The sequence below is a fragment of the Streptomyces sp. NPDC102278 genome, from assembly GCF_044766345.1.
Lineage (GTDB): Bacteria > Actinomycetota > Actinomycetes > Streptomycetales > Streptomycetaceae > Streptomyces.
In genome coordinates this window covers 99,998-121,996 of the sequence record NZ_JBIWLV010000019.1, presented here as the reverse complement: position 1 = coordinate 121,996, position 21,999 = coordinate 99,998, and the positions used below count along the sequence as shown (strand labels likewise).

The following is a 21,999-nucleotide window of genomic DNA, read 5'->3' as shown; positions in this document are numbered from 1 at the left end:
CCCCCCCCCCCCCCCCCCCGCCCCACCCCCACCACCCAGCCCCGCCGGCGCTTGAGGCGCCCGGCGCAGCCGGGACCGGCAGCAACCAACCGCAAGGCAACAACCACCACCGCCGCCCGGCCAGAACTACCGCTCGACCACCCCGAAAACCGGCACCCACACCCCCTCCGCCGCCTCCCGGAACGCCACCTCCACCGGCATCCCGACCCGCAACCCACCCCCGGAGGGCGACGCCCCGGCCGGCCCACCCCCACCCAACAGCCCCCCGCCCAACAGCCCCCCACCCCCAAAGGGCACCAGCTCCGTCATCATCCGCGGCCCCTCCTCCAGGTCCACCACCGCCGCCACGTACGGCACCCGCTCCCCGAACGGCGGCAGGTCGTTGCGGTGGATCACCGACCACGTGTACAGCACGGCCCGTCCCCCGGCCCGCTCCCACGTCACGCGCTCCTCGCCCGCCCAGCAGTACGGGCAGAACTCCCGCGGGTAGTGGTGGGCGCGCCCGCAGTCCGCGCAGCGGCGCAGGAGGAGGTGGCCCTGCGCCGCCGCGTCCCAGTACGGGCGGGTGAAGTCGTCGACCTCGGGCAGGTCGTACCGGGCGGTGTTCACAGGAAGAGTCCCATCGCCGCGTCGAGTGACCAGACCTGCCAGCCCATCGCGAACAGCGCGACGACCGAGATGAGCGCCATCATCGCGTTCTGTCCCTGCTCGGCCCAGTCGTGGATCATCAGCACCAGGTAGAGCAGGTTCAGCAGCAGTCCGCCGACCAGCGCCACGGGGGTCAGGAGCCCGAGCACCAGGCCCAGTCCGAGCGCGAGTTCCGCGTACACGACCACGTATGCCATGAGTTTCGGTCTCGGCCGGACGACCGTGTCGAAGCCGCCCTTCACGAACCCCCACCGGTGCTTGCCGGCGACGTCGGCGGCCCAGGCGATGCCGGTGCCGCGTTCGAACCAGCCCTTCTTGTCCTTGTGCCGCCAGCTCTCCAGCCACCACAGGCCGAGGCCTATCCGGAGCACGGCTGTCCATTCGGCCCCGCTGAGCCAGACGGTCTGCATCGGCGTCCTCCACCCCTCTCACGATCTGACGGTACGTCAGTTGAACGGATCGGCACCGATCCCGCAAGCCCCCGCACCGATCCCGCAAGCCCCCGCACCGATCCCGCAAGCCCCCGCACACCCAGCACAAGCCCCCCCCGAACCCAGACGACGGCCGCCCCCACCCACTCCCCGTGATCGATCCGCAATCGATTCCCTCCTCGTCCGAGACCCATCAACTCTGTGTGTCGATACGATCACTCCTCATGCCCGAAGCTCCCGACATGACCACCCAGCCCCGCCCGACCTACGTGATCGGCGCCGGTCCCGGCGGCCTCGCCGTCGCCGCCGCCCTGCGCACCCGCGGGGTCCGCGCCGTGGTCGTCGAGAGGTCCGACGCCGTCGGCACCTCCTGGCGCGGCCACTACGACCGGCTGCGCCTGCACACCACGCGACGGCTCTCCGCCCTGCCCGGCCTGGCCATCCCGCGTCGTTTCGGGCGCTGGGTCGCGCGCGACAACGTGGTGCGCTACCTGGAGAAGTACGCCGAGTTCCACGAGCTGGAGCTGGTCACCGGGGTCGAGGTGACGCGGATCGAGCGGGCCGCCGACGACTCCGGCTGGACCCTGCACGCCAGTGGTGGCCGGGAACTGGCGGCCGGCGCCGTGATCGTGGCGACCGGGTTCAACCACACCCCCCGACTGCCCGCGTGGCCGGGCCGGGAGGCGTACGGCAAGGAGTTGCTGCACGCCGCCGACTACCGCGCCGCCGCTCCGTACGCGGACCGGGACGTGCTGGTCGTCGGCGTCGGCAACACCGGCGCCGAGATAGCCGTGGACCTCGCCGAGGGCGGCGCCGCGCGGGTGCGGCTCGCCGTGCGCACCGCCCCGCACATCCTGCGCCGCTCCACCGCCGGCTGGCCGGCGCAGCGCACCGGGATCCTGGTGCGCCGACTGCCCGTACGGCTCGTGGACCGGCTCGCCGCGCTCGTGGCGAGGGCCTCCGTCCCGGACCTGTCGGCGTACGGGCTGCCCCGCCCCTCCACCGGCCTGTACAGCAGGGTCAGGCAGGGGGCGATCCCGATCCAGGACGTCGGGCTGATCGACGCGGTCCGGTCCGGTCGGGTCGAACCGGTCGCCGCCGTGGACGCCCTCGAAGGCGACGAGGTGGTACTGGCGGACGGTACGCGGATCAGCCCGGACGTGGTGATCGCGGCGACCGGCTACCGGCGCGCCCTGGAGGGGCTGGTCGGTCACCTCGACGTACTGGACGAACGGGGTCGGCCGCGCGTGCACGGCGCGCGCACTCCCGCGGGCGCCCCCGACCTGTACTTCACCGGTTTCACCAACCCCGTCAGCGGCATGTTCCGCGAGCTGGCGCTGGACGCCCGGAAGATCGCCAAGGCGGTGGCCCGGAAGGACCGCTCCCGCCCCTGAGACCGGACCCCGCGAGACCCCCGGCGGCCTCGGCCGAATCCCGCCTGGACCGGCGGTGGGGGGATCTGCCACCGTTCACCACATCACCTCCACCACCTTTCCTGCGCAGGCCTGTTCCTGACGGCGCGTCAGTTCAGTAATCTGACTACGCGTCAGTTAGTGCATGCACGCGATGCGTTCATGCGGTGCGTTCATGAGTTCGGTTCATGGAGTTCATCGAGCAGGAGCGGGCGGAACGATGCTTGGATCTACTCACGGCACCCTCACCACCGACTTCCGCGCACGCGTCGAGGCCTGCGGGGAGACCCCCAGGACGGCCGTCCACTCCACGGCGGCGCCGTCCGCCGAGGACGCGGTCGCACTGGACGTCAGTGGTCGACCCCTGCACGCCGACGTACCCGACCTGGACCGGTTCTTCCGGCCGGAGTCGGTGGCCGTCATCGGCGCCTCCGACACCGAGGGCAGGCCCAACACCGGCATCACGCGACAGCTCCTCGCCTGGGCACAGCGGGTCGGCGCCCGGATCCACCCCGTCCACCCGACCCGCGCCACCGTCTTCGGGCTGCCGTGCCACGCCTCGGTGGCCGACCTGCCCGAGCAGGTGGACCTGGCGGTGCTGCTCGTCGGCGATCCGCTGCCCGTCATCGAGGAACTGGCCGAGGCCAAGGTGAAGTTCGCGGTGGCCTTCGCCTCCGGTTTCGCGGAGACCGGCGACGTCGGGGCCGCCGCCCAGGCCCGACTCACGGCCGCCGTCGAACGCTCGGGCCTGCGCCTGCTCGGCCCGAACACCAACCTCAACGCCTTCGAGGCGTTCCGCGACGACCTCGACGGTCCGGCGATCGCGCTGATCACCCAGTCCGGCCACCAGGGTCGGCCCGTGTACACGCTCCAGGAGCTCGGCATCCGGCTCTCGCACTGGGCGCCCACGGGCAACGAGGCGGACCTGGAGACCTCCGACTTCATCTCCTACTTCGCGGAGCGGCCCGAGGTCGGCGCCATCGCCTGTTACGTCGAGGGGCTCAAGGACGGCCGGTCCTTCCTGCTGGCCGCCGACCGGGCCGCCCGCAACGGGGTGCCGGTCGTCGCCGTCAAGGTCGGCCGCACCGAGACGGGCGCCCGGATGGCCGCCTCCCACACCGGGAAGCTGACCGGCGCGGACACGGTCGTGGACGCCGCCATGCGCCAGTTCGGGGTGATCCGGGTGGACGGCCTGGACGAGCTCCAGGACACCGCCGCCCTGCTGGCGCGGGCCCGCAGGCCGCTGGCGGACGGCGTGGTCGTGTACTCGATCTCCGGCGGCACCGGCGCCCACTTCTCCGACCTGGCCACCGAGGCGGGCCTGAGCCTGCCGACCCTGACACAGGCCAAACAGGACGAGCTGCACCAGTGGATCCCCGAGTACCTGAACGTCGCGAACCCCGTGGACAACGGCGGTCACCCCGTCGGCGACTGGCGCGGCCGCAAGATCATCGACGCGATCCTGGCCGACCCCTCCGTGGGCGTGCTGATCTGTCCGATCACCGGCCCCTTCCCGCCCATGAGCGACAAACTGGCCCAGGACCTGGTGGACGCGGCCGAGACGAGCGACAAGCTGATCTGCGTGATCTGGGGTTCGCCCGTCGGCACCGAGGAGGCGTACCGCACCACCCTGCTGGGCTCCTCGCGCGTCGCCACGTTCCGTACCTTCGGCAACTGCATCACCGCGGTACGGGCCTACCTCGGCCACCACCGCTTCACCGCCTCCTACCGCTCCCCCTTCGACGAGGCCCCGCGCACGCCCTCGCCCTCGTACCGCAAGGCGCAGGCCCTGATGCGGCCGGGCCAGCAGCTCAGCGAGCACGCGGCGAAGCAGCTGCTGCGGGCGTACGGGATACGGGTCCCCCGCGAGCAGCTCGTCACCAGCGCGGCGGCCGCCGTCCGGGCGGCGGGGCTGGTCGGCTACCCGGTGGTGATGAAGGCCTCGGGCCCGCAGCTCGGCCACAAGACGGAGCTGGGGCTGGTGAAGATCGGCCTGACCTCCGCGAGTCAGATCCGCGACGCGTACCGGGAGCTGACCGACATCGCGCGCTACGAGAACGTCCCGCTGGACGGGATCCTCGTCTGCCAGATGGTGGAACGCGGCGTGGAGATGGTCGTCGGCGTCACCCGGGACGACCTCTTCGGCCCGACCGTGACGGTGGGCCTCGGCGGGGTCCTGGTGGAGGTGCTGCGCGACGCGGCGGTCCGGGTGCCGCCGTTCGGCGAGGACCAGGCGCGGGCGATGCTGACGGAACTGCGCGGCCATCCCCTCCTGGAGGGCGTACGGGGCGCTCCGCCGGCGGACGTGGACGCGCTGGTGGAGGTCGTCCTGCGAGTCCAACGGATGGCGATGGAGCTGGGCGACGTGCTCTCGGAGCTGGACATCAACCCGCTGATGGTCCTCCCGCGCGGTCAGGGCGCGGTGGCGTTGGACGCGCTGGCCATCTGCCGCTGAACGACGCCCGGCCCACCGCCCGCCCCGCGCTTCCCCTCCCGACCCCGGCCGACTGGAGCCCGTACCCCATGACCGCACCGGACCCGATGACCGCGCCGGACCCGATGACCGGACCGGACCCCACGACCGCATCGGACATCACGACCGGACCGGACCCCACGACCGCATCGGACATCACGACCGGGCCGAACCCCATGACCGGACCGGACATCGAACGGCTCGTGCTGCACCGCACCGAGAACGGCGTCTCCTGGATCACCCTGAACCGCCCGGAGGCCATGAACGCCGTCACCCGGGAGCAGCGCGAGCGCGTCATCGCGCTGCTCGACGGGGCCTCGTGCGACCCCGCCGTCCGGGCGGTGGTCGTCACCGCGACCGGCAAGGGCTTCTGCGCCGGCGCGGACCTGCGCGGGGGGCCCGCCTCCGGCGACCGGGTCGCGGGGGACGTGGCCCGGATGATCCGGTCGGGGGCGCAACGGTTGATCACGGCGGTCCTCGACTGCGAGAAGCCGGTGATCGCCGCCGTGAACGGCACGGCCGCCGGGATCGGGGCCCATCTGGCCCTGGCCTGCGACCTGGTGATCGCGGCGGAACCGGCCCGGTTCATCGAGGTGTTCGTCCGCCGCGGGCTGGTCCCGGACGGCGGGGGCGCGTACCTGTTGCCGAGGCTGCTCGGCCCGCAGAAGGCCAAGGAGCTGCTGTTCTTCGGGGACGCCGTTCCCGCCGCCGAGGCCGAACGCCTGGGGCTGGTCAACACGGTGGTCCCGGCCGAGGCCCTGGAGTCGACGGCCCGGGAGTGGGCCGAGCGCCTAGCCCAGGGCCCGACCCGGGCCATCGCCATGACGAAGCAGCTGGTCAATGCCTCGCTGGACGGTGATCGGGCGGCCGCCCTGGCCGCCGAGGCCGCCGCTCAGGAGATCAACATGACCACCGCCGACGCGAACGAGGGCGTGGCGAGCTTCGTGGAGCGCCGCACCCCCGAGTACCTCGGCCGCTGAGGACCGGCGGAGGAGCACGGCCGAGAAGCACGGCCGAGGACCACGGTGGGGATCCACGGCCGAGGAGCACGGCCGGGGACTACATCTGCGGGTCGGGCTTCAACAGGGCGAACATCGCGCCCGCCGGGTCGGCGAGGAAGGCGATCCGGCCGACGCTCGGCACGTCGGCGGGCGGCATCAGGACCGTGCCGCCGTTCTCGGTGGCCTTCGCGACGGTGCCGTCGACGTCCGGCGCGTTGAAGTACGGCACCCAGCCCGTCGGCCCTGCGCCCTGCGAGGGGGCGACGCCGCCGAAGGAGCCGTCCTGCTGGTCCCCGTCGGCGATGCTGAGCACGCGGTACGTCATGTCGGGCGTCGCCTGCATCTCCGCGTGCCGCCAGCCGAACACGCCGTTGTAGAAGGCGATGTCCCCGGCCGGGTCCGGTACGTGGAGCTCCACCCAGATGAGGCTGTGGGGGGCGGAGCCCACCTCGAAGCCGGCGGTCCGGCCGGACTGCCACAGGGCGAACTCCGCGCCCTGCGGGTCGGTGGCCTGCGCCAGCCAACCCTGGCCCATGACGTCGGTGGGCTCCATGCGGATCACACCACCGCCGTCCTTGATCGCCTGGACGGTGGCCTGGATGTCGCGGGTGTCGAAGTGCACCATCCAGGCCGGCTTCGCCCCTTCCTCGGTGAGCGCGCCGATGGCGGCGACGGTCTTGCCGTCCAGCCGGAAGAACCCGTAGCCACCGGCGTCGGGGCCTGCGGACACGAACTCCCAGCCGAAGACGGCGCCGTAGAAGGCCGCGTCCCTGGCGATGTCGGGGCTGCCGAGGTCGAGCCAGTTGGGCGAGCCGGTACGGAAGTCGGTGCCGAGCATGAGGATCCTCCTGGGTGGACGGGGCCGGAGCGGGACGGATGCCACGATGCCCAGCCCGCGTGGAGCAGCCGGCGTCCGAGTCCGTGCGAGGCGCCGGTTTCACCCGTACGGGGGAATCCTTCTCTGCCCGCGCGGCAGGGAGCCGATCGGGGGCCGGCCGGCCGGATCCGCCCGATGCCGCCCGACCCTTCCTATCTGACGCTCCGTCAGCTTCAATCGTTGCTGTGATGGGACACGCAGGGATGGCGGCCACCGTCGTCCGATACCTCAGGTCAGTGGGCTCTCCCACCTCCGCCCCGGCGGAGCCGGAACCCGTCAACACGCTGCCGCGCCCCGACCTGCGGGCCGTCGGCGAGGACGAGCGCGCGCCCGTCAGCCCCGCCGAGTTCCGGGCCGCGCTGTCGAACTTCGCCAGCGGGGTCACGGTCATCACCGCCCCGCCCGGCGCGGACGGGGACGGGGACGGGCCGGCCGGCTTCGCCTGCCAGTCCTTCGCGTCGCTCTCCCTCGACCCGCCCCTGGTCACCTTCATGGTGGCCCGTACGTCGACCACCTGGCCGCGCATCGCCCGCGCCGGGGTGTTCTGCGTCAACATCCTGGGAGCCGAACAGGGCGCCCTGTGCCGGTCGTTCGCCGTGAGCGGCGCGGACAAGTTCGCCGGCGTGCCGCACGGCCCGAGCCCGGTCACCGGCTCCCCGCGGCTCGACGACGTGCCCGCCTGGATCGACTGCCGGATCCACGCCGTCCACACCGGCGGGGACCACCTCATCGTGGTCGGTCGCGTCGAGGCCATGGGCGCGGACGGCGAGGGCGACCCCCTGCTCTTCCACAAGGGCCGCTTCGGCCGCTTCACGGGCTGACGCGCCACCTGGACGGACGGGCCCGGTCGGCGGTCTCCCCGCCGGCCGGGCCCTTCCCCGTCCGCCTCGGAAGCGCCTCGGAAGCGACGCGGAAGGTGACGCGGCAAGTGACGCGGAAGGGACTCAGAAGGTGAGGACCCCGCGGGCCACGCGGCCGTGGTGGGCGTCGTCGGCCGCCTTCGCGAAGTCCTCGATCGGATAGACCTCGGTGACCAGTTCGTCCAGCAGCAGCCTTCCCTGCCGGTACAGCTCGGCGTAGAGGGCGATGTCGCGCTGGGGACGCGAGGACCCGTACCGGCAGCCCATGATCGTCTTGTCCAGGTACATGGACGACACCAGGAACGACGCCTCCTCCTTGAAGCCCGGCACGCCCAGCAGGATCGCCTGCCCGTGCCGGTCCAGCAGGTCGACGGCCTGGCGGATCAGCCTCACGTTGCCCACGCACTCGAAGGCGTGGTCCGCCCCCGTGGGCAGGATCTCCCGTACCGCGGCCGAGGAGTCCGCGACCGCCGAGGCGTCGATGAAGTGGGTGGCGCCGAACTGCCGGGCCACCGCCTCCTTCGCCGGGTTTGCGTCCACGGCGACGATGGTGCTCGCGCCCGCGATCCGGGCGCCCTGGAGCACGTTGAGCCCGATGCCGCCGGTTCCGATGACGACCACCGACTCGCCGCGGTCCACCCTGGCCCGGTTCAGCACCGCCCCGACGCCCGTCAGGACCCCGCAGCCGATGAGCGCCGCCGAGGTCAACGGAATGTCCTCGGGGATCTTCACCGCCTGGACGGCCTTCACGATCGTCCGTTCCGCGAAGGCCGAGTTGGAGGCGAACTGGAACAGCGGTTTCCCGCCCCGCGAGAACGGCTGCCCCGGCATCCCGATCGCCTTGCGGCACATCGTCGGCCGGCCCCGGTCGCAGTCCGCGCACGCCCCGCAGTTGGCGAGGGTGGACAGGGAGACGTGATCGCCGGGCACCACGTGCGTGACCCCGGAACCGACCGCCTCCACCACGCCCGCGCCCTCGTGCCCCAGCACCACCGGCGGCGGGAAGGGGATCGTCCCGTCGATCACCGACAGGTCGCTGTGGCACAGTCCGGCCGCCGCGATCGCGACGAGCACCTCTCCCGGCCCGGGGTCGCGGATCTCCAGATCCTCGACCACCTGGGCCTGCTTGCCGTCGAACACGACGCCTCTCACCTGGGCTCCTTCGGCAGGCCGAGCACGCGCTCGGCGATGATGTTCCGCTGGATCTCGTCCGAGCCGCCGTAGATCGTGTCGGCGCGGGTGAACAGGAACAGGCGCTGCTCCTCGTCGAGTCCGAGTTCGTACGGCAGGTCGGGCGCCCAGTCCGCGGACCCGACCGCGGCCGCCGCGCCCCGGACCGCGACCGCGAGTTCCCCGAGCCGCTTGTGCCAGCCGCCCCACAGCAGCTTGGCCACGCTCGGCGCGCCCGCGTCGCCCGCGTCGCCCAGGGTCCGCAGCGCGTTCCACCGCATCGTGCGCAGCTCGGCCCACTGCCGTACGAGCCGGTCCCGCAGCACGGGATCCCCCTCCCCCAAGGCACCGCATCCGGCCCCGTACCCGGCGCCGCCGGTGCCCGAGGCCGTGTACGCCGCCAGTACCCGTTCCAGCTCCGCCGCGAAGCCGATCTGCTGCACCAGGGTGGACACCCCGCGTTCCAGGGCGAGCAGCCCCACGGCCACCGACCAGCCGTCGCCCTCGCCGCCGACGACCTCGGCGGCGAGCGCCCCGTCGAAGAAGACCTCGTTGAACTCCGACGTCCCCGACATCTGCCGGATCGGCCGGACCTCGACGCGGCCCGGCTGATCCATGCGCACCAGGAGGAACGACAGCCCCGCGTGCCGCCGCGACCCGGCCTCCGTGCGGGCCAGGACGAAGCACCAGTCCGCGTCCCGTGCCAGGGAGGTCCAGATCTTCTGCCCGGTGACCCGGTACGGCCCGCCCGGGACCCCGGGGTCCCGGACCGCCTTCGTACGGACGCCCGCGAGGTCGGACCCGGCGCCCGGTTCGCTGTACCCCTGGCACCACAGTTCCTCGCCCCGCGCGATCCCGGGCAGGAAGCGTTCCCGCTGTTCCCGGCTCCCGTGGGCGATCAGGGTGGGCGCGAGGAGGTTCTCCCCGATGTGGCCGACCCGGCCGGGTGCGCGCAGCGCCGCGTACTCCTCCGCCCACACCACCTGCCCGGTCAGGGAGAGCCGCTGCTGCCCGTAGGCCCCGTCCGGGACCTCCCAGCCCTGCCCGATCCAACCGCCGGCGCCCAACTCCCGTTCCCAGGCGCGCCGCGCCGCGACCTCCTCGTGCTCGCCACCGGGCCCGCCGAGGCCGACGGCCCGCTCGTACGGTCCCGTGAGGCGTTCCGCCAGCCACGACCGGGCGCGGGCGCGCAGCGCCTCGTCCTCGGCCCCGAAGCTGAAGTCCACCGGCCCCCCTCTACGCGTTGGGGCGGTCCTTGGTGGCCGCCGCCTTCGCCATGGCTTCGAGCTGCGCGAGCATCGGCATCGGGTCGGTGCCGACCGTTCCCGGGAGGAAGTCGGCGATCTTCTCCGGGGTCCAGGAGCCCTCCGCGTAGCCGGCGCGCAGCTCGCGCGGCTGGGCCCACACGGCGATCTTCGGGCCGGCGATCGTGTAGACCTGCCCGGTGATCCGCTCACCGCCGACGGCGACGGCCTTGTCGGAGAGCAGGTAGGTGACCAGCGCGGCGACGTCCTCGGGCTCGCCGATCTCCTTGAGTTCCATGGGCACGTTGGCCGACATGCGGGTACGGGCGACGGGCGCGACCGCGTTGGCCGTGACCCCGTACTTGGCGAGCCCGAGCGCCGCGGAGCGGACGAGGGAGATGATCCCGCCCTTGGCGGCGCTGTAGTTGGCCTGCGCTACGGAGCCCTGGTGGTTGCCGCTGGTGAAGCCGATCAGGGTGCCGCCGCCCTGCTTGCGCATGACGGCGGAGGCGGCGCGGAAGACGGTGAAGGTGCCCTTGAGGTGGGTGGCGACGACGGGGTCCCATTCCCCCTCGGACATGTTGAAGAGCATCCGCTCGCGCAGGATGCCGGCCACGCAGACGACCCCGTCGATCCGTCCGTACCGGGCGAGCGCGGTGTCGACGATGCGCTGTCCGCCCTCCATCGTGGAGACGTCGTCGGCGACGGCCACGGCCTCGCCGCCCGCGGCGACGATCTCCTTGACCACCGCCTCGGCTATCTCGCTCGTGGGTTCGCCGCCCTCGATGCCGACGCCGTAGTCGTTGACGACGACCCGGGCGCCCTCGGCGGCCGCGGCGAGTGCCACGGCCCGCCCGATGCCCCGGCCCGCGCCGGTGACGGCGACGACCTTGCCTGCCAAGAAGTTCCCCACGCCCGACCCCTTCCCGCGATTTCTGACGGACCGTTAGATTCTATGGGCAGGCGGACGCGCCCGCACAAGCCCCTGTTGGGTTCCGTATGACAAGGAGCTGATGAGTCAGATGGGCATGCCCGCCGAGTTCCACGACATCGCCAAACGCGTCAACAACTGGGGCCGCTGGGGCGCGGACGACGAGATCGGCACCCTGAACCTGGTGACCGACGAGGTCGTCCGGGCGGCCGCCGCCGAGATCCGCACCGGCCGGCGGATCCCGCTCGCGCTCCCGCTCAAGGAGGACGGGGTACAGGTCGGGATGATCCCCGGCCGGATCAACCCGCTGCACACGATGGTGCAGGTCAACCAGGAGATCTTCGGCCCGGGCACGGTCGCGTGCAGCGACGACGCCGTGACGATGGGGCTCCAGTGCGCCACCCACTGGGACGCCCTCACCCACGTCTCCCACTCCGGGAGGATCTACAACGGCCGCCCCGCCGGCTCCGTCACGGCGCACGGCCGGGCGGAGTTCAGCGGCATCGACAAGGCGGGCCCCATCGTCTCGCGCGGGGTCCTGCTGGACGTGGCCCGCGCCAAGGGCCTGGACCGACTCCCGGGCGACCACGCCGTGACGCCCGAAGACCTGGCGGAGGCGGAGGAGTTCGGCGGGGTGAGCGTCCGCGCCGGGGACATCGTCCTGGTCCGCACGGGCCAGATGCAGGTCTACCTGGCGGGCGACAAGCACGGCTACGGTTTCCCGTCACCCGGCCTGTCCGTCCGTACGCCCGAGTGGTTCCACGCGCGGGACGTGGCGGCCGTCGCCAATGACACCCTGACCTTCGAGATCTTCCCGCCGGAGATCGAGAACCTGTGGCTGCCGGTGCACGCGCTGGACCTGGTGGAAATGGGCATGCACCAGGGCCAGAACTGGAATCTCGAAAAGTTGTCCACAGCCTGTGCAGAAGAATCCCGCCACGCGTTCCTCCTCTCCGCGATGCCGGAACCCTTCGTGGGCGCGGTGGGCACCCCGGTCGCCCCGGTCGCCGTCCTCTGACCGCGTCCCGCGACCGCCACCGGACAGACACCGGCCCGTCGCCGGAGACCGGTACGACCGTGGCAGGATGCCCCCGGTGAGCCGGGCCTCGCCGAGGGCCCGGCGTCCGCGACCCAGGGGAGCCGACATGGGCATACCGCAGCTGATGACGCACGAGCAGATCGCCGAGCACCTGGCGGACCTGCCGGGCTGGTCCCAGGAGGGTGATGCCATCACCCGTACGTACCCGATCGCCTACCACGCGGCGGTGGCCGCCATCGTGACCATCGCGGACCGCTCCCGGCGCATCCGGCACCACGCCGACCTCGACCTCCGCGCCGATCACCTGCGCGTCTCGATCACCACGCACGACGCCGGCAACCGCCTGACCCGCGCGGACTTCGACCTCGCGCAGCGCATCGACGTCATCGTCGCCGCCCACCAGGCACTCCCGCTGGACTGAGTCACGCGGGGCGGTCCCGCGCCCGGGGCCCGCTCGCGGGCCCCGGGCGCGGTTCGACCTGCGGGTGGCGGCGACGCGCATGCACGCCCCGAGCGCGGCACGGCAGCCGCCACCCCACGACCCGCACTCGTCAAGGCAGGACCCTTGGCGTCCCCTCGCGACGAATCGCTCCCCACCAGAGTGATCAAGATGTGACGAACCGTCAACACCTCGTTAGAGGTACACGCGGGGTTCCCGGTTCTGGTCGAAATGTTGGGAAGGATTGCGGGGACCGTCCGTGGCGCGGTCCGTGGCGCAGTCCGCAGCCGCCTTCTGCGCCCGGTCGACCTCGCACCAGATCCGTTTGCCGGCGCCCTCCGGCTGCCAGCCCCAACGGTCCGCCAGACCGTCCACCAGCTCCAGGCCGCGCCCGCCCGTGTCGTCCCCGGCCGCCTGCCGGCGGGCCGGCGCCCGGTCGCTCGCGTCGGCCACCTCGACCCGCACCCCGGGCCCCCCGAACAGCATCCGCAGCACCGCCGGACAGCCCGTGTGCACGACGGCGTTGGTGACCAGCTCGGAGATCAGCAGGATCAGGGTCTCGGCGAGCGGTTCGTCGTCCCCTATGCCGGAGCCCGCCAGCCGGGACCGCGCCCACCGGCGCGCCCGGCCGACCTCGGCGGGGTCCGCGCCTACCTCGAGCTGAACCTGAAGCACCTGCACCGCTCACACCATCCGAACCGGCGGACACTTCGCCTCACGACGGAACGGGATCACGATCCGTGACCCCCTTGCGGAGCAGCATGGTTGACGTACAGTCACCACAACAAGCGCTTCGGGCATATTCCAGCGCGAAGGCGTAGGCGTGGTGCATACTGTGCGGCGCTCACGCCGCTCAACCGCTCGCATTCGTCGGAGCGTACCGGAGCGAGCACCCGACTCCGGTCCGTAATGTGCCGGGCGAAGGACACAAACCGATATCAACTCTCTGTAATCAGACATGCGTCCCGTCGCGTCCCTCCCGTGCCTTTGCGTCACACCGACCTTTGCGTCGCACCGAGCCGGCACCCGGACCGACCCTCGGGCCAGTACCCGCGCGTCCCGTAGCCGCGAGCCCCGAATGGCGCCCTCCGGATGCCATCCCCCGGGTACCCCGACCCGCCCCGGCTACACCGCGCCGCACCACCGGACCCCACCCCGCCTCCCCGGCCGCACCACCGGCCCCGCTCCCGCCGCTACCCCGCGCCCGCCAGCAGGTCCGCCGCCAGCAGTTCCTCCGCCTCGCCCGCCGTGCGCCACTGCTCCGCCCGCACCCAGGCCCGTTTGAGGTGCAGGTGGACGTCCGCCTCCCAGGTGAACCCCATCCCGCCGTGCACCTGGAGGCAGTCCCGGGCGTTGCGCACGGCCGCCTCGTCCGCCAGCAGTTTCGCCGCGGCCGTCTCCCCGCGGTGGCCGGTCACCGCCGCCGCGTAGACCGCCGTACGGGCCACCTCGGCCCGTACCAGCATCCGCGCGCACAGGTGCTGCACCGCCTGGAAGGCGCCGATCGGGCGGCCGAACTGCTCCCGCTCCCCCGCGTACCGGACGGCCAGCTCCAGCGTCCGCAGCGCGCTCCCCACCTGGAGCGCGGCCGTCAGCAGCGCGCCCTCGTCCCGGTGGGCGTCGGACACCGGTGCCGACGCGACCCGGTGCAGCGGGGTCAGCGGGTCCGCCGAGCGCACCGGTTCGGCCGGGGTCGAGGCGAACCCGGGCAGCCCGAGCACGGCGTCCGCGTCCCCCCAGTGCGCCACCAGGGACCCGTCCAGGTCCGAGGCCGTCACCACGGCGGTCCCCGCCGCCGCCCCCGGGACCACCCCGGCCGCCAGGTGCGTGGCCACCAGCGGCCCCGGCACCAGCGCCCGCCCGGCCTCCTCGAAGACCAGGACCGCCTCCGGGAGACCGAGCCCGACGCCGCCCTCGGCCTCGGGCAGGCGCAGCGCGAAGAAGCCGGCCTCGCCGAGCTCCCGCCACAGTTGCCGGTCGACGCCGGTCCCCGACTCGACGGACGCCCGCAGGGCCTCGCGCCCGTACCGCCCGGCGAGCAGGCTCCGCACACCGGCCCGCAGGTCCCGCTGCTCCTCGGTCGGCTGGAAGTCCACCGCGCTCACCGGCCCTTCGGGAGGCCGAGGATCCGCTCGGCGACGATGTTCCGCTGGATCTGCGAGGTGCCCGCGGCGATGGTGTACGACAGGGACGAGAGCCGGTCCAGGACCCACTCCTCGTCCAGTGCGAGGGAGCCCGCGCCCAGCACGAGGGCCGCCACGTCGTACAGCTCCTGTCGGGCGTGCGAGTAGGCCAGTTTGAAGACGCTCCCCCCGGTGCCCGGGACGCCGCCGGAGCGCTCCGCTTCGCCGACGTTCCACTGGGTCAGCCGCCACAGGGCGCCGAACTCACCGTGCAGGCGTCCCAGGGCGCGCCGCACGACGGGGTCGTCCCAGCGCCCGTTCGCCTTCGCGGTGCGGGCCAGCTCCCCCAGGGTCCGCCGGCAGGCGACCACTTCGCCGACGAAGGCCGTCCCCCGCTCGAAGGAGAGGGTGACCATCGTGACGCGCCAGCCGTCGTCCTCGGCCCCGACCCGGTTGCCGACCGGGATCCGCACCTCGTCCAGGAACATCTCCGCGAACTCGGTCGATCCCGCCAGGGTGCGCAGCGGTCTGACCGTCACCCCCGGCGCGTCCATCGGCATGGCCAGCCAGGTGATCCCCCGGTGCCTGGGAGTGTCCGCGGCCACGGGTGTGGTCCTCACCAGCAGTTCGCACCAGTCCGCCACCTCCGCGTGCGAGGTCCAGATCTTCGACCCCGTGACGACGTACTCGTCGCCGTCGCGCACGGCCCGGGTGCGCAGCGAGGCCAGGTCCGAACCCGCGCCCGGCTCGCTGAACCCCTGGCACCACACCTCGTCGCCGCGCAGGACGGGCGGCAGCCAGCGCGCCCGCTGCCCGGCGGTGCCCTCGGCGGCGATGGTCGGGCCGGCGTGCAGCAACCCGACGAAGTTGGCGCCGACGTAGGGGGCGCCGGCCCGTTCCGTCTCCTCCAGGAAGATCAGGTGCCGGGTCGGACCCGTGCCCTGCCCGCCGGCGTCCACGGGCCAGTGCAGCCCGGCGTACCCGGCGTCGTACAGCCGGCGCTGCCAGCCCGCGTCGTACGCGCGCCGGCCGGGCCAGTCGTCGGGGGACGGTTTGGCGGGCAGTTCGGGCAGCACCTTGGCGAGCCACTCGCGCAGCCGGGCCCGGAACTCCCGTTCCTCCTCGGTGTGGGTCAGGTCCACTGGCGGCCCGACCTCAGGTCCTTGTCGAGGTCGAGCCCCAGCATGCGGATGGCGTTGCCGCGTATCAGCTTGTAGACCGTCTCCTCGTCGAGGCCCTTGACGTGGTCGAGGGCGACCTCCTTGGTGTGCGGGAAGGTCGAGTCGACGTGCGGGTAGTCGGTCTCGAAGGTCGCGTTGTCGCGCCCGACGACGTCGAGCGAGGCGATCCCGTGCTTGTCGCGGAAGAAGCAGCAGAACATCTGCCGGTAGTAGTAGGTGGACGGCGGCTCGGGGATCAGGTCGCGGACCCCGCCCCAGGCCCGGTGCTCGCGCCACACGTCGTCCGCGCGCTCCAGCGCGTACGGAATCCAGCCCATCTGGCCCTCGCTGTAGGCGAGTTTCAGCGTCGGGAACTTCACCAGGACCCCGGAGAAGAGGAAGTCCATCATCGAGGCCATCGCGTTGTTGAAGCTGAGGGAGGCCTGCACGGCGGGCGGCGCGTCGGGGGACGCGGCGGGCATCTGGGAGGACGAGCCGATGTGCATGTTGACGACGGTGCCGGTCTCCTGGCAGACGGCGAAGAAGGGGTCCCAGTACCCGGAGTGGATCGACGGCAGCCCGAGGTAGGTCGGGATCTCGGAGAAGGTCACCGCCCGGACCCCGCGCGCGGCGTTGCGCCGGATCTCGGCGACGGCGAGGTCGACGTCCCAGAGCGGGATGATGCACAGCGGGATCAGCCGGCCGCCGCTGCCACCGCACCACTCCTCGACCATCCAGTCGTTGTAGGCGCGCACGCAGGCCAGCGCGACCTCCTTGTCGTGCGCCTCCGCGAAGGTCTGGCCGCAAAAGCGGGGGAAGGTGGGGAAGCACAACGAGGCCTCGACGTGGTTGAGGTCCATGTCGGCGAGCCGCGCCGCGGGGTCCCAGCAGCCCCGGCGCATCTCCTCGCGGGTGATGCCCTCCAGGGTCATGTCGTCGCGGTCGAAGCCGACGGCGGCGATGTTGCGCTTGTACGGGAACTTCAGGTCCTCGTAGATCCACCAGTCGGTCGGCGGGCCGTCGGGGTCCATGGTGATCACGTACTTGCCGCCCGTGTAGGCGAGTTCGCCGATGCCTGCGGTCAGCGGCTTGGGGCCGCGGTCGCGGTACTTGGCGGGCAGCCACACGTCGAAGAGGTGCGCGGGCTCGATCACGTGGTCGTCGACGCTGATGATCCGAGGCAGTTCCATGGTGTCCCCTCGCCCTATCTGATGGACCGTCAGAAACAAGCTAGCCCCGCCACCCCTGGACCGACAAGCGCCGGCGCCCTACGCTCTGCGCTGGATCTGACTAACCGTCAGTTAAAGGGGGTCCCCGCATGACGGACACGGGAACGAACACCGGCGCGGGCACGGGAACGGGCGACGGCGCGGGCGCGGGAGGGGGACCGGACGGGGGCCTGGGCGGCGGCCTGGACGGGGGCCTGCGCGCGGACACCGGCCTGGGCGCCGACGCCACGGCCACCGCGATCGCACTCGGCCGTTCCCGGACCCTGTGGGAGCTCGTCGACCGCCGGGCCGCCCTCACTCCGGACGCCCCGGTCCTCATCGAGGCGGCCGAGGACCCCGCCGACGACCGTCGCCTCACCTTCGGCGCCCTGCGCGACCGCTCCGAGGAGGTGGCCGCCGGCCTGTACGCGAAGGGCGTGCGCCCGGGCACCGTCGTCGCCTGGCAGTTGCCCACCCGCATCGAGACGGTCCTGCTCTCGGTCGCCCTCGCCCGCCTCGGCGCCGTCCAGTCGCCGGTCATCCCCTTCTACCGGGACCGGGAGGTCGGCTTCGCGCTCAGGGAGTCCAAGGCGGAGTTCTTCGCGGTCCCCGGCGTCTGGCGGGGCTTCGACCACGGCGCGATGGCCGAACGGCTGGGCGCCCGCGGGGTCTTCGAGGCCTACGACCGCCTCCCCTCGGGCGACCCCTCGACCCTCCCGCCGCCGCCGGCGTCCGGAACCGACGTGCGCTGGATCTACTGGACCTCCGGCACCACCTCGGACCCCAAGGGCGTCCTGCACACCGACCGCTCGCTCATGGCTGGCGGCTCCTGCCTGGCCCACGCCCTGCGCCTGACGCCGGCCGACGTGGGGTCGATGGCGTTCCCGTTCGCCCACATCGCCGGCCCGGACTACACCGTGATGCTGCTGCTGTACGGTTTCCCGGCGGTCCTCTTCGAGAAGTTCGCGATGCCCGGCGCACTGGACGGCTACCGGCGCCACGGGGTCACCGTCGCGGGCGGCTCCACCGCCTTCTACTCCATGTTCCTCGCGGAGCAGCGCAAGCGGCCCGACCGCACGCTCATCCCCACCCTCCGTCTGCTGGCGGGCGGCGGCGCGCCCAAGCCCCCGGAGATCTACCACGCGGTGGTCCGCGAGCTCGGCTGCCAACTGACCCACGGCTACGGCATGACCGAGGTCCCCATGATCACCATGGGGTCGCCCGACGACACCCCCGAGCACCTCGCGACCACCGAGGGCCGTCCCCCGTCGACGATGTCGATCCGCATCACCTCACCCGACGGGACGCCGCTGCCCGTCAACGAGGACGGCGAGGTCCGGTTGCGCGGCGAGGCCGTCTGCCAGGGCTACCTCGACCGCGACCAGTCGGCCGAAGCCTTCGACGCCGACGGCTACCTCGTCACCGGCGACCTGGGCCACCTCACCCCGACCGGCCACCTCGTCCTCACCGGGCGCAGCAAGGACGTCATCATTCGCAAGGGCGAGAACATCTCCGCGAAGGAGATCGAGGACCTCCTCCACCAGCTCCCCGCCGTCGCGGACGTCGCCGTCATCGGGCTGCCGGATCCCGAGCGCGGCGAACGCGTCTGCGCGGTGGTCGAACAGCCCCCCGGTTCGACCCCCCTGACGCTGGCGGAGGTGACGGGCCACCTCCGCGCCCGGGGCCTCTCCCCCCACAAGCTCCCGGAACAACTGGAGGTGGTGGACGCGCTCCCCCGCAACGACGCCCTGCGCAAGGTCCTCAAGTACCGGCTCCGCGAGCGCTACGCCTGAGCGGAAGCCGAACACGGCGGCCCGCCGCCGGGACGAGGGCGCGCGCGGCGAACGCGCCGGGACGAGGGCCGCCCTCCAAGGGCGGGCCCGGTGGCGCGAGCCCGGAAGCCGGGTTCCGTCAGGCGTCCGGGGCCTCCACCCCGCAGTAGCCCGCGAAGGCCGCCAGGATCTCGTCCTCGGAGATGCGGCCGTCACCGTCCGTGTCCAGCGCCGCGGCAACCGTCCCGGCCACCTCGACGGGGGTGCCGAGCACACTCAGCACGCGGGCCGCCGCGGCCGGGGTGGCACCGCCGCCGTCCTCGTCCGCCACCGCGATCACCGCCCGCAGGAACGGCCGGGCGATCTCGGCGAACCGCTGCGGGTTGTCCCGCAGCCGCTTCGCCGCGCCCGTCACGAACTCCTCGCGGGAGACCCGCTGGTCCCCGTCGACGTCCGCGATGCCGGCCATGCCCTGCCAGAACGCCTCGGCTCCGCCGAAGATCGCCTGACCCTTGTCGGAGCGTGCCTTCGTACCGAATTCGGCCAGCACGGCCTTCGCGGCCGCGCTGAAGTCCTCGCGGTCGATATAGCCGGACCCGTCCTGGTCGAAGGTGGCGAATCGGGCGGCGATCTTGCGCTCGTATTCTGCGCTGTCCATATTCGGCGTTCCGCCTTCACATGTGCGATGGGGTGCAGTTGAGGTGCAGTTCAAGACAAGGCAGGAGCGTAAGGCCTTGGTGGCCTGCGCGTTAAGCGAAGCGGTCAAGGAGGTGGCCGCATCGAACCCGCGCACGGGGAGCGCGGTGGGGCGCGCATGTGTGTGCCATTCGACGCGCCCTTACGGGTGTCACGTACCGCTGTCACTTTTCGCCGGCGACCACGAGCGACGGGCCTATCACGCAGGGCACTCCCACGGGACCGGCTTCCCCCAAAAGAGGCGCACACCCCCATGTGCCCACTACATTCGATGAGTCGACACACGGCTGGGGGCACTATGCCGAAGGACGTACCACCGCGCTGGGACCGCCGCATGCAGCAGCGACTCGCCCGCGGCGAGGCCGCCGCGCTCGGCGAGCTGTACGACCGGTTCGCGTCGCTGGTCCACGGCCTGGCCCACCGCGTCCTGGGGGACGAGACGGGCGCGGACCGGATCACCCGCGAGGTGTTCGGCTACATCTGGGAGAACCCGGACGCCTACGACCCCAAGCAGGGCTCGATGCGTTCCTGGGTCGCCCGCGTGACGCAGCGCCAGGCCGTGGACCGGCTGCGCCAGGCCGAACGGGGCCGCGGATCCCGTGAGGAACTGGAGCAGAAGGTGCGCACCGCCAACGCCGCCGCCCGCGCGGACTACATCGTCACCTCCATGCCCGCGCCCCTGCGGGCCGCCCTGGAACTCGCCTATTTCAAGCGTCGCGACTACCGGCAGGCCGCCGCCGACCTGCAGATCAGCGAGGACGAGGCGCGCCGCCGGCTGCGGCTCGGGCTGCAACTGCTGTCGACCGCCAACGTCCTCCCCCGGGAAGGCGCCTCACCGCCCGGATACGGCCCGCCCGGATATGGAACGCCCCGATGACCGGTCCCGCCGAAGAGTTCCCCGACGACTTTCCCGACGGCTACCAGCGACCCGTGAGCGGTTCCTCACGGATACCCGGCCCCCGCGGGCCCGCCGACGACCTCGATCCGCGGCACGCGCCGGACCCGTTGCCGCGGGAGTCGCCCGACCCCGCGCCGGACCACTCGCCGCCGCCGGCGCGGGGGCCGTCCCGGCTCCCGTTGCCGCAGCAGTCGCCACCGTCAGGGCCGTCGCCCGCGCCGGAGCCACCGTCGGAGCCGTCGCCCGAGCCCGCGCCGGAGCCACCGTCAGGGCCGTCGTCAGGGCCCTCGTCGGAGCCGCCGTCAGGTTCGGCGCCGGAGGGCCTCGCGGTGCCCGGGCCGCCGCCCTCGCACGCCGTGCTGAAGTCCCTGCTCGGCGCGTGGGCGCTCGCCGCCTGCTCGGCCGAGGAGACCCGGGCCGTGGAGGACCACCTCACCGAGTGCGCGCCCTGTGCCGAGGAGGCCCTCAGGCTGCGGGACGCCGTCGGGCTGTTGCAGCCCGAGGAGACCCTGGACCTGAAGCCGTTGTTGCGGTCGCGGGTGCTGGAGGACTGCCTGGGCAAGCGCCCGGCCCGCATCCCCGTCCCGACCTGGGCGACGCCGTACGACACCGAGACCGCGCGGCTCGACGCGCTGCTGCGCGACTTCGGCGATGCGGAGTGGCACACCCCGGTACGGCTCAAGTGGTTCGAGGAGGAGCGGCGGCAGTCGCGCCGGACCACGGTCGCCGGGGTGATCGGACACCTCCTGACGGTGGACGGGCTCGTCGCGGCCGCCCTCGGCCTGGACGACCCGCTGGGCCCGCAGGCGCCGCCGGGCGACCCCACGGAACGCACGGAGCACTTCTGGAACTCCCACCCCCACCCGACGACCCGCCAGGTCCGCGAGCCGTGGCGGGAACAGGGCCACACCCTGATCCGTACCGTGTCCTTCGCGGGCGGCGGCGTCGCCGAACTGGCCGTGGACTACGGGCAGTTCGCACTGCCCCTCGGGGACGCGTTCCTGGAGCGGGCCTTCGAGTGCTGGGTGCACGCCTGGGACATCGCGGAGGCCGTGGACTATCCGTACGAACCGCCGTCCGGCCCGCACCTGCACCAGCTGATCGACCTCGCGGCGCGCCTGCTGCCGGGCGCGCTGGCCGAGCGGCGCCGGGCCGGGCTCGCGGCGCCGGCGCGCGGGCTGGTCGCGGCGGGGGCGCCCGGCCGGACCCTGCACCTGGAGATCGAGGGCGCGGGTGGCGGCGGCTGGGACATCGCGCTGGACTCGCCGGCGGCCAGGCCGTCACCGGAACACACCGTCGCGCACGTCGCCCTGGAGGGCGCCGAGTTCTGCCGGCTGGCCGCGGGGCACATCTCCCCGGAGGAGGCGGCCGCCGGGCAGCGCGGGGATCGCGAGGCGATCCGCGACGTCCTCTTCGCGGCGGCCTCCCTCAGCCGCCTGTAGGCTCCGCCGGCCATTTCAGCCTCGCCGGCGTTTGAGGCGCGGGTCCGGGCGGAGCCCGGTGCCCGGCGGAGCCGGGGTTCCGGGGGGGGGGGCCCCCCCCCCCCCCCCCCCCCCCCCCCCCCCCGGGGGGGCCCCCCCCCCCCCCCCCGCCCCCGCGCCCCCCCCCCCCCGCGGG

At 73.0% G+C, this 21,999-nt stretch carries 20 protein-coding genes; 9 read left to right on the top strand and 11 right to left on the bottom strand.

What is annotated here, in order from left to right; all coding sequences use genetic code 11:
* Window positions 1-126 precede the first annotated feature (126 nt).
* Both ACIRO3_RS31870 and ACIRO3_RS31865 read right to left on the bottom strand, forming a co-directional pair.
* Window positions 127-609, bottom strand: coding sequence for an OB-fold domain-containing protein (locus ACIRO3_RS31870; protein ID WP_366150444.1), 483 nt, complete (start codon window positions 607-609; stop codon window positions 127-129).
* Window positions 606-1,058, bottom strand: a complete 453-nt coding sequence (locus ACIRO3_RS31865; protein ID WP_404142599.1) for a DoxX family membrane protein — start codon at window positions 1,056-1,058, stop codon at window positions 606-608. The genes ACIRO3_RS31870 and ACIRO3_RS31865 overlap by 4 nt, the downstream gene beginning before the upstream one ends.
* A gap of 245 nt (window positions 1,059-1,303) precedes the next feature.
* On the opposite strand from ACIRO3_RS31865, the gene ACIRO3_RS31860 reads away from it, so the two are divergent.
* From ACIRO3_RS31860 to ACIRO3_RS31850, 3 genes are all read left to right on the top strand, one after another.
* On the top strand, window positions 1,304-2,473 hold the full coding sequence (locus ACIRO3_RS31860) for a flavin-containing monooxygenase (RefSeq protein WP_404142596.1): 1,170 nt from the start codon (window positions 1,304-1,306) through the stop codon (window positions 2,471-2,473).
* Window positions 2,474-2,711: 238 nt separating this feature from the next.
* Window positions 2,712-4,946, top strand: a complete 2,235-nt coding sequence (locus ACIRO3_RS31855; RefSeq protein WP_404142594.1) for an acetate--CoA ligase family protein — start codon at window positions 2,712-2,714, stop codon at window positions 4,944-4,946.
* A 194-nt stretch (window positions 4,947-5,140) separates the two neighbouring features.
* Window positions 5,141-5,944, top strand: coding sequence for an enoyl-CoA hydratase/isomerase family protein (locus ACIRO3_RS31850; RefSeq protein WP_404142613.1), 804 nt, complete (start codon window positions 5,141-5,143; stop codon window positions 5,942-5,944).
* Between the two features lie 79 nt (window positions 5,945-6,023).
* Here the strand turns inward: ACIRO3_RS31850 and ACIRO3_RS31845 are convergent, their stop codons facing one another.
* Complete coding sequence (locus ACIRO3_RS31845; RefSeq protein ID WP_404142591.1) at window positions 6,024-6,803, bottom strand: VOC family protein; 780 nt, start codon at window positions 6,801-6,803, stop codon at window positions 6,024-6,026.
* Between the two features lie 242 nt (window positions 6,804-7,045).
* On the opposite strand from ACIRO3_RS31845, the gene ACIRO3_RS31840 reads away from it, so the two are divergent.
* Window positions 7,046-7,663, top strand: a complete 618-nt coding sequence (locus ACIRO3_RS31840; protein ID WP_404142610.1) for a flavin reductase family protein — start codon at window positions 7,046-7,048, stop codon at window positions 7,661-7,663.
* Between the two features lie 123 nt (window positions 7,664-7,786).
* Here ACIRO3_RS31840 and ACIRO3_RS31835 read toward each other — a convergent pair whose 3' ends face one another.
* Genes ACIRO3_RS31835 through ACIRO3_RS31825 form a run of 3 tightly spaced genes read right to left on the bottom strand, consistent with a single transcriptional unit; the run spans window position 7,787 to window position 11,029 of the window.
* The gene (locus ACIRO3_RS31835; RefSeq protein ID WP_366150446.1) at window positions 7,787-8,854 is read right to left on the bottom strand and encodes a Zn-dependent alcohol dehydrogenase; all 1,068 of its coding nucleotides are present in this window, start codon (window positions 8,852-8,854) and stop codon (window positions 7,787-7,789) included.
* Window positions 8,851-10,098 carry an acyl-CoA dehydrogenase family protein gene (locus tag ACIRO3_RS31830; RefSeq protein ID WP_404142588.1) on the bottom strand — a complete coding sequence of 416 codons (1,248 nt, stop codon included), beginning with the start codon at window positions 10,096-10,098 and terminating at the stop codon, window positions 8,851-8,853. The genes ACIRO3_RS31835 and ACIRO3_RS31830 overlap by 4 nt, the downstream gene beginning before the upstream one ends.
* A gap of 10 nt (window positions 10,099-10,108) precedes the next feature.
* Window positions 10,109-11,029 (bottom strand): SDR family NAD(P)-dependent oxidoreductase, encoded by a 921-nt coding sequence (locus ACIRO3_RS31825; RefSeq protein ID WP_361784732.1) that lies wholly within the window; start codon window positions 11,027-11,029, stop codon window positions 10,109-10,111.
* 109 nt (window positions 11,030-11,138) lie between these two features.
* Here ACIRO3_RS31825 and ACIRO3_RS31820 point away from each other — a divergent pair, with 109 nt between their 5' ends.
* Together ACIRO3_RS31820 and ACIRO3_RS31815 are read left to right on the top strand one after the other, a co-directional pair.
* Complete coding sequence (locus ACIRO3_RS31820; protein WP_404142608.1) at window positions 11,139-12,065, top strand: cyclase family protein; 927 nt, start codon at window positions 11,139-11,141, stop codon at window positions 12,063-12,065.
* Window positions 12,066-12,192: 127 nt separating this feature from the next.
* On the top strand, window positions 12,193-12,507 hold the full coding sequence (locus ACIRO3_RS31815) for a 4a-hydroxytetrahydrobiopterin dehydratase (RefSeq protein ID WP_361784723.1): 315 nt from the start codon (window positions 12,193-12,195) through the stop codon (window positions 12,505-12,507).
* 213 nt (window positions 12,508-12,720) lie between these two features.
* Here ACIRO3_RS31815 and ACIRO3_RS31810 read toward each other — a convergent pair whose 3' ends face one another.
* From ACIRO3_RS31810 to ACIRO3_RS31795, 4 genes are all read right to left on the bottom strand, one after another.
* Window positions 12,721-13,206 (bottom strand): ATP-binding protein, encoded by a 486-nt coding sequence (locus ACIRO3_RS31810; protein WP_361784720.1) that lies wholly within the window; start codon window positions 13,204-13,206, stop codon window positions 12,721-12,723.
* A 512-nt stretch (window positions 13,207-13,718) separates the two neighbouring features.
* Window positions 13,719-14,621, bottom strand: coding sequence for an acyl-CoA dehydrogenase family protein (locus ACIRO3_RS31805; RefSeq protein ID WP_404142605.1), 903 nt, complete (start codon window positions 14,619-14,621; stop codon window positions 13,719-13,721).
* Window positions 14,622-14,626: 5 nt separating this feature from the next.
* Window positions 14,627-15,790, bottom strand: coding sequence for an acyl-CoA dehydrogenase family protein (locus tag ACIRO3_RS31800; protein WP_404142583.1), 1,164 nt, complete (start codon window positions 15,788-15,790; stop codon window positions 14,627-14,629).
* Window positions 15,781-16,998, bottom strand: coding sequence for an amidohydrolase family protein (locus ACIRO3_RS31795; protein WP_404142580.1), 1,218 nt, complete (start codon window positions 16,996-16,998; stop codon window positions 15,781-15,783). The genes ACIRO3_RS31800 and ACIRO3_RS31795 overlap by 10 nt, the downstream gene beginning before the upstream one ends.
* A 128-nt stretch (window positions 16,999-17,126) precedes the next feature.
* On the opposite strand from ACIRO3_RS31795, the gene ACIRO3_RS31790 reads away from it, so the two are divergent.
* The gene (locus ACIRO3_RS31790; protein WP_404142578.1) at window positions 17,127-18,809 is read left to right on the top strand and encodes a class I adenylate-forming enzyme family protein; all 1,683 of its coding nucleotides are present in this window, start codon (window positions 17,127-17,129) and stop codon (window positions 18,807-18,809) included.
* 118 nt (window positions 18,810-18,927) lie between these two features.
* On the opposite strand, the gene ACIRO3_RS31785 is transcribed toward ACIRO3_RS31790, so the two are convergent.
* Window positions 18,928-19,446: an EF-hand domain-containing protein gene (locus ACIRO3_RS31785; RefSeq protein ID WP_365998473.1), complete on the bottom strand. Its 519-nt coding sequence runs from the start codon at window positions 19,444-19,446 to the stop codon at window positions 18,928-18,930.
* Between the two features lie 336 nt (window positions 19,447-19,782).
* Here ACIRO3_RS31785 and ACIRO3_RS31780 point away from each other — a divergent pair, with 336 nt between their 5' ends.
* Together ACIRO3_RS31780 and ACIRO3_RS31775 are read left to right on the top strand one after the other, a co-directional pair.
* Window positions 19,783-20,361 carry a sigma-70 family RNA polymerase sigma factor gene (locus ACIRO3_RS31780; RefSeq protein WP_361784705.1) on the top strand — a complete coding sequence of 193 codons (579 nt, stop codon included), beginning with the start codon at window positions 19,783-19,785 and terminating at the stop codon, window positions 20,359-20,361.
* On the top strand, window positions 20,358-21,824 hold the full coding sequence (locus ACIRO3_RS31775; RefSeq protein WP_404142574.1) for a maleylpyruvate isomerase N-terminal domain-containing protein: 1,467 nt from the start codon (window positions 20,358-20,360) through the stop codon (window positions 21,822-21,824). Before ACIRO3_RS31780 ends, ACIRO3_RS31775 begins: the two co-directional genes overlap by 4 nt.
* Window positions 21,825-21,999 lie beyond the last annotated feature (175 nt).

Coding starts and splice junctions, on each gene's coding strand:
- ACIRO3_RS31865 (WP_404142599.1), bottom strand. CDS start 1,058: ATGCAGACCGTCTGGCTCAGCGGGGCCGAATGGACAGCCGTGCTCCGG.
- ACIRO3_RS31860 (WP_404142596.1), top strand. CDS start 1,304: ATGCCCGAAGCTCCCGACATGACCACCCAGCCCCGCCCGACCTACGTG.
- ACIRO3_RS31855 (WP_404142594.1), top strand. CDS start 2,712: ATGCTTGGATCTACTCACGGCACCCTCACCACCGACTTCCGCGCACGC.
- ACIRO3_RS31850 (WP_404142613.1), top strand. CDS start 5,141: ATGACCGGACCGGACATCGAACGGCTCGTGCTGCACCGCACCGAGAAC.
- ACIRO3_RS31845 (WP_404142591.1), bottom strand. CDS start 6,803: ATGCTCGGCACCGACTTCCGTACCGGCTCGCCCAACTGGCTCGACCTC.
- ACIRO3_RS31840 (WP_404142610.1), top strand. CDS start 7,046: ATGGCGGCCACCGTCGTCCGATACCTCAGGTCAGTGGGCTCTCCCACC.
- ACIRO3_RS31820 (WP_404142608.1), top strand. CDS start 11,139: ATGGGCATGCCCGCCGAGTTCCACGACATCGCCAAACGCGTCAACAAC.
- ACIRO3_RS31815 (WP_361784723.1), top strand. CDS start 12,193: ATGGGCATACCGCAGCTGATGACGCACGAGCAGATCGCCGAGCACCTG.
- ACIRO3_RS31795 (WP_404142580.1), bottom strand. CDS start 16,998: ATGGAACTGCCTCGGATCATCAGCGTCGACGACCACGTGATCGAGCCC.
- ACIRO3_RS31790 (WP_404142578.1), top strand. CDS start 17,127: ATGACGGACACGGGAACGAACACCGGCGCGGGCACGGGAACGGGCGAC.
- ACIRO3_RS31785 (WP_365998473.1), bottom strand. CDS start 19,446: ATGGACAGCGCAGAATACGAGCGCAAGATCGCCGCCCGATTCGCCACC.
- ACIRO3_RS31780 (WP_361784705.1), top strand. CDS start 19,783: ATGCCGAAGGACGTACCACCGCGCTGGGACCGCCGCATGCAGCAGCGA.
- ACIRO3_RS31775 (WP_404142574.1), top strand. CDS start 20,358: ATGACCGGTCCCGCCGAAGAGTTCCCCGACGACTTTCCCGACGGCTAC.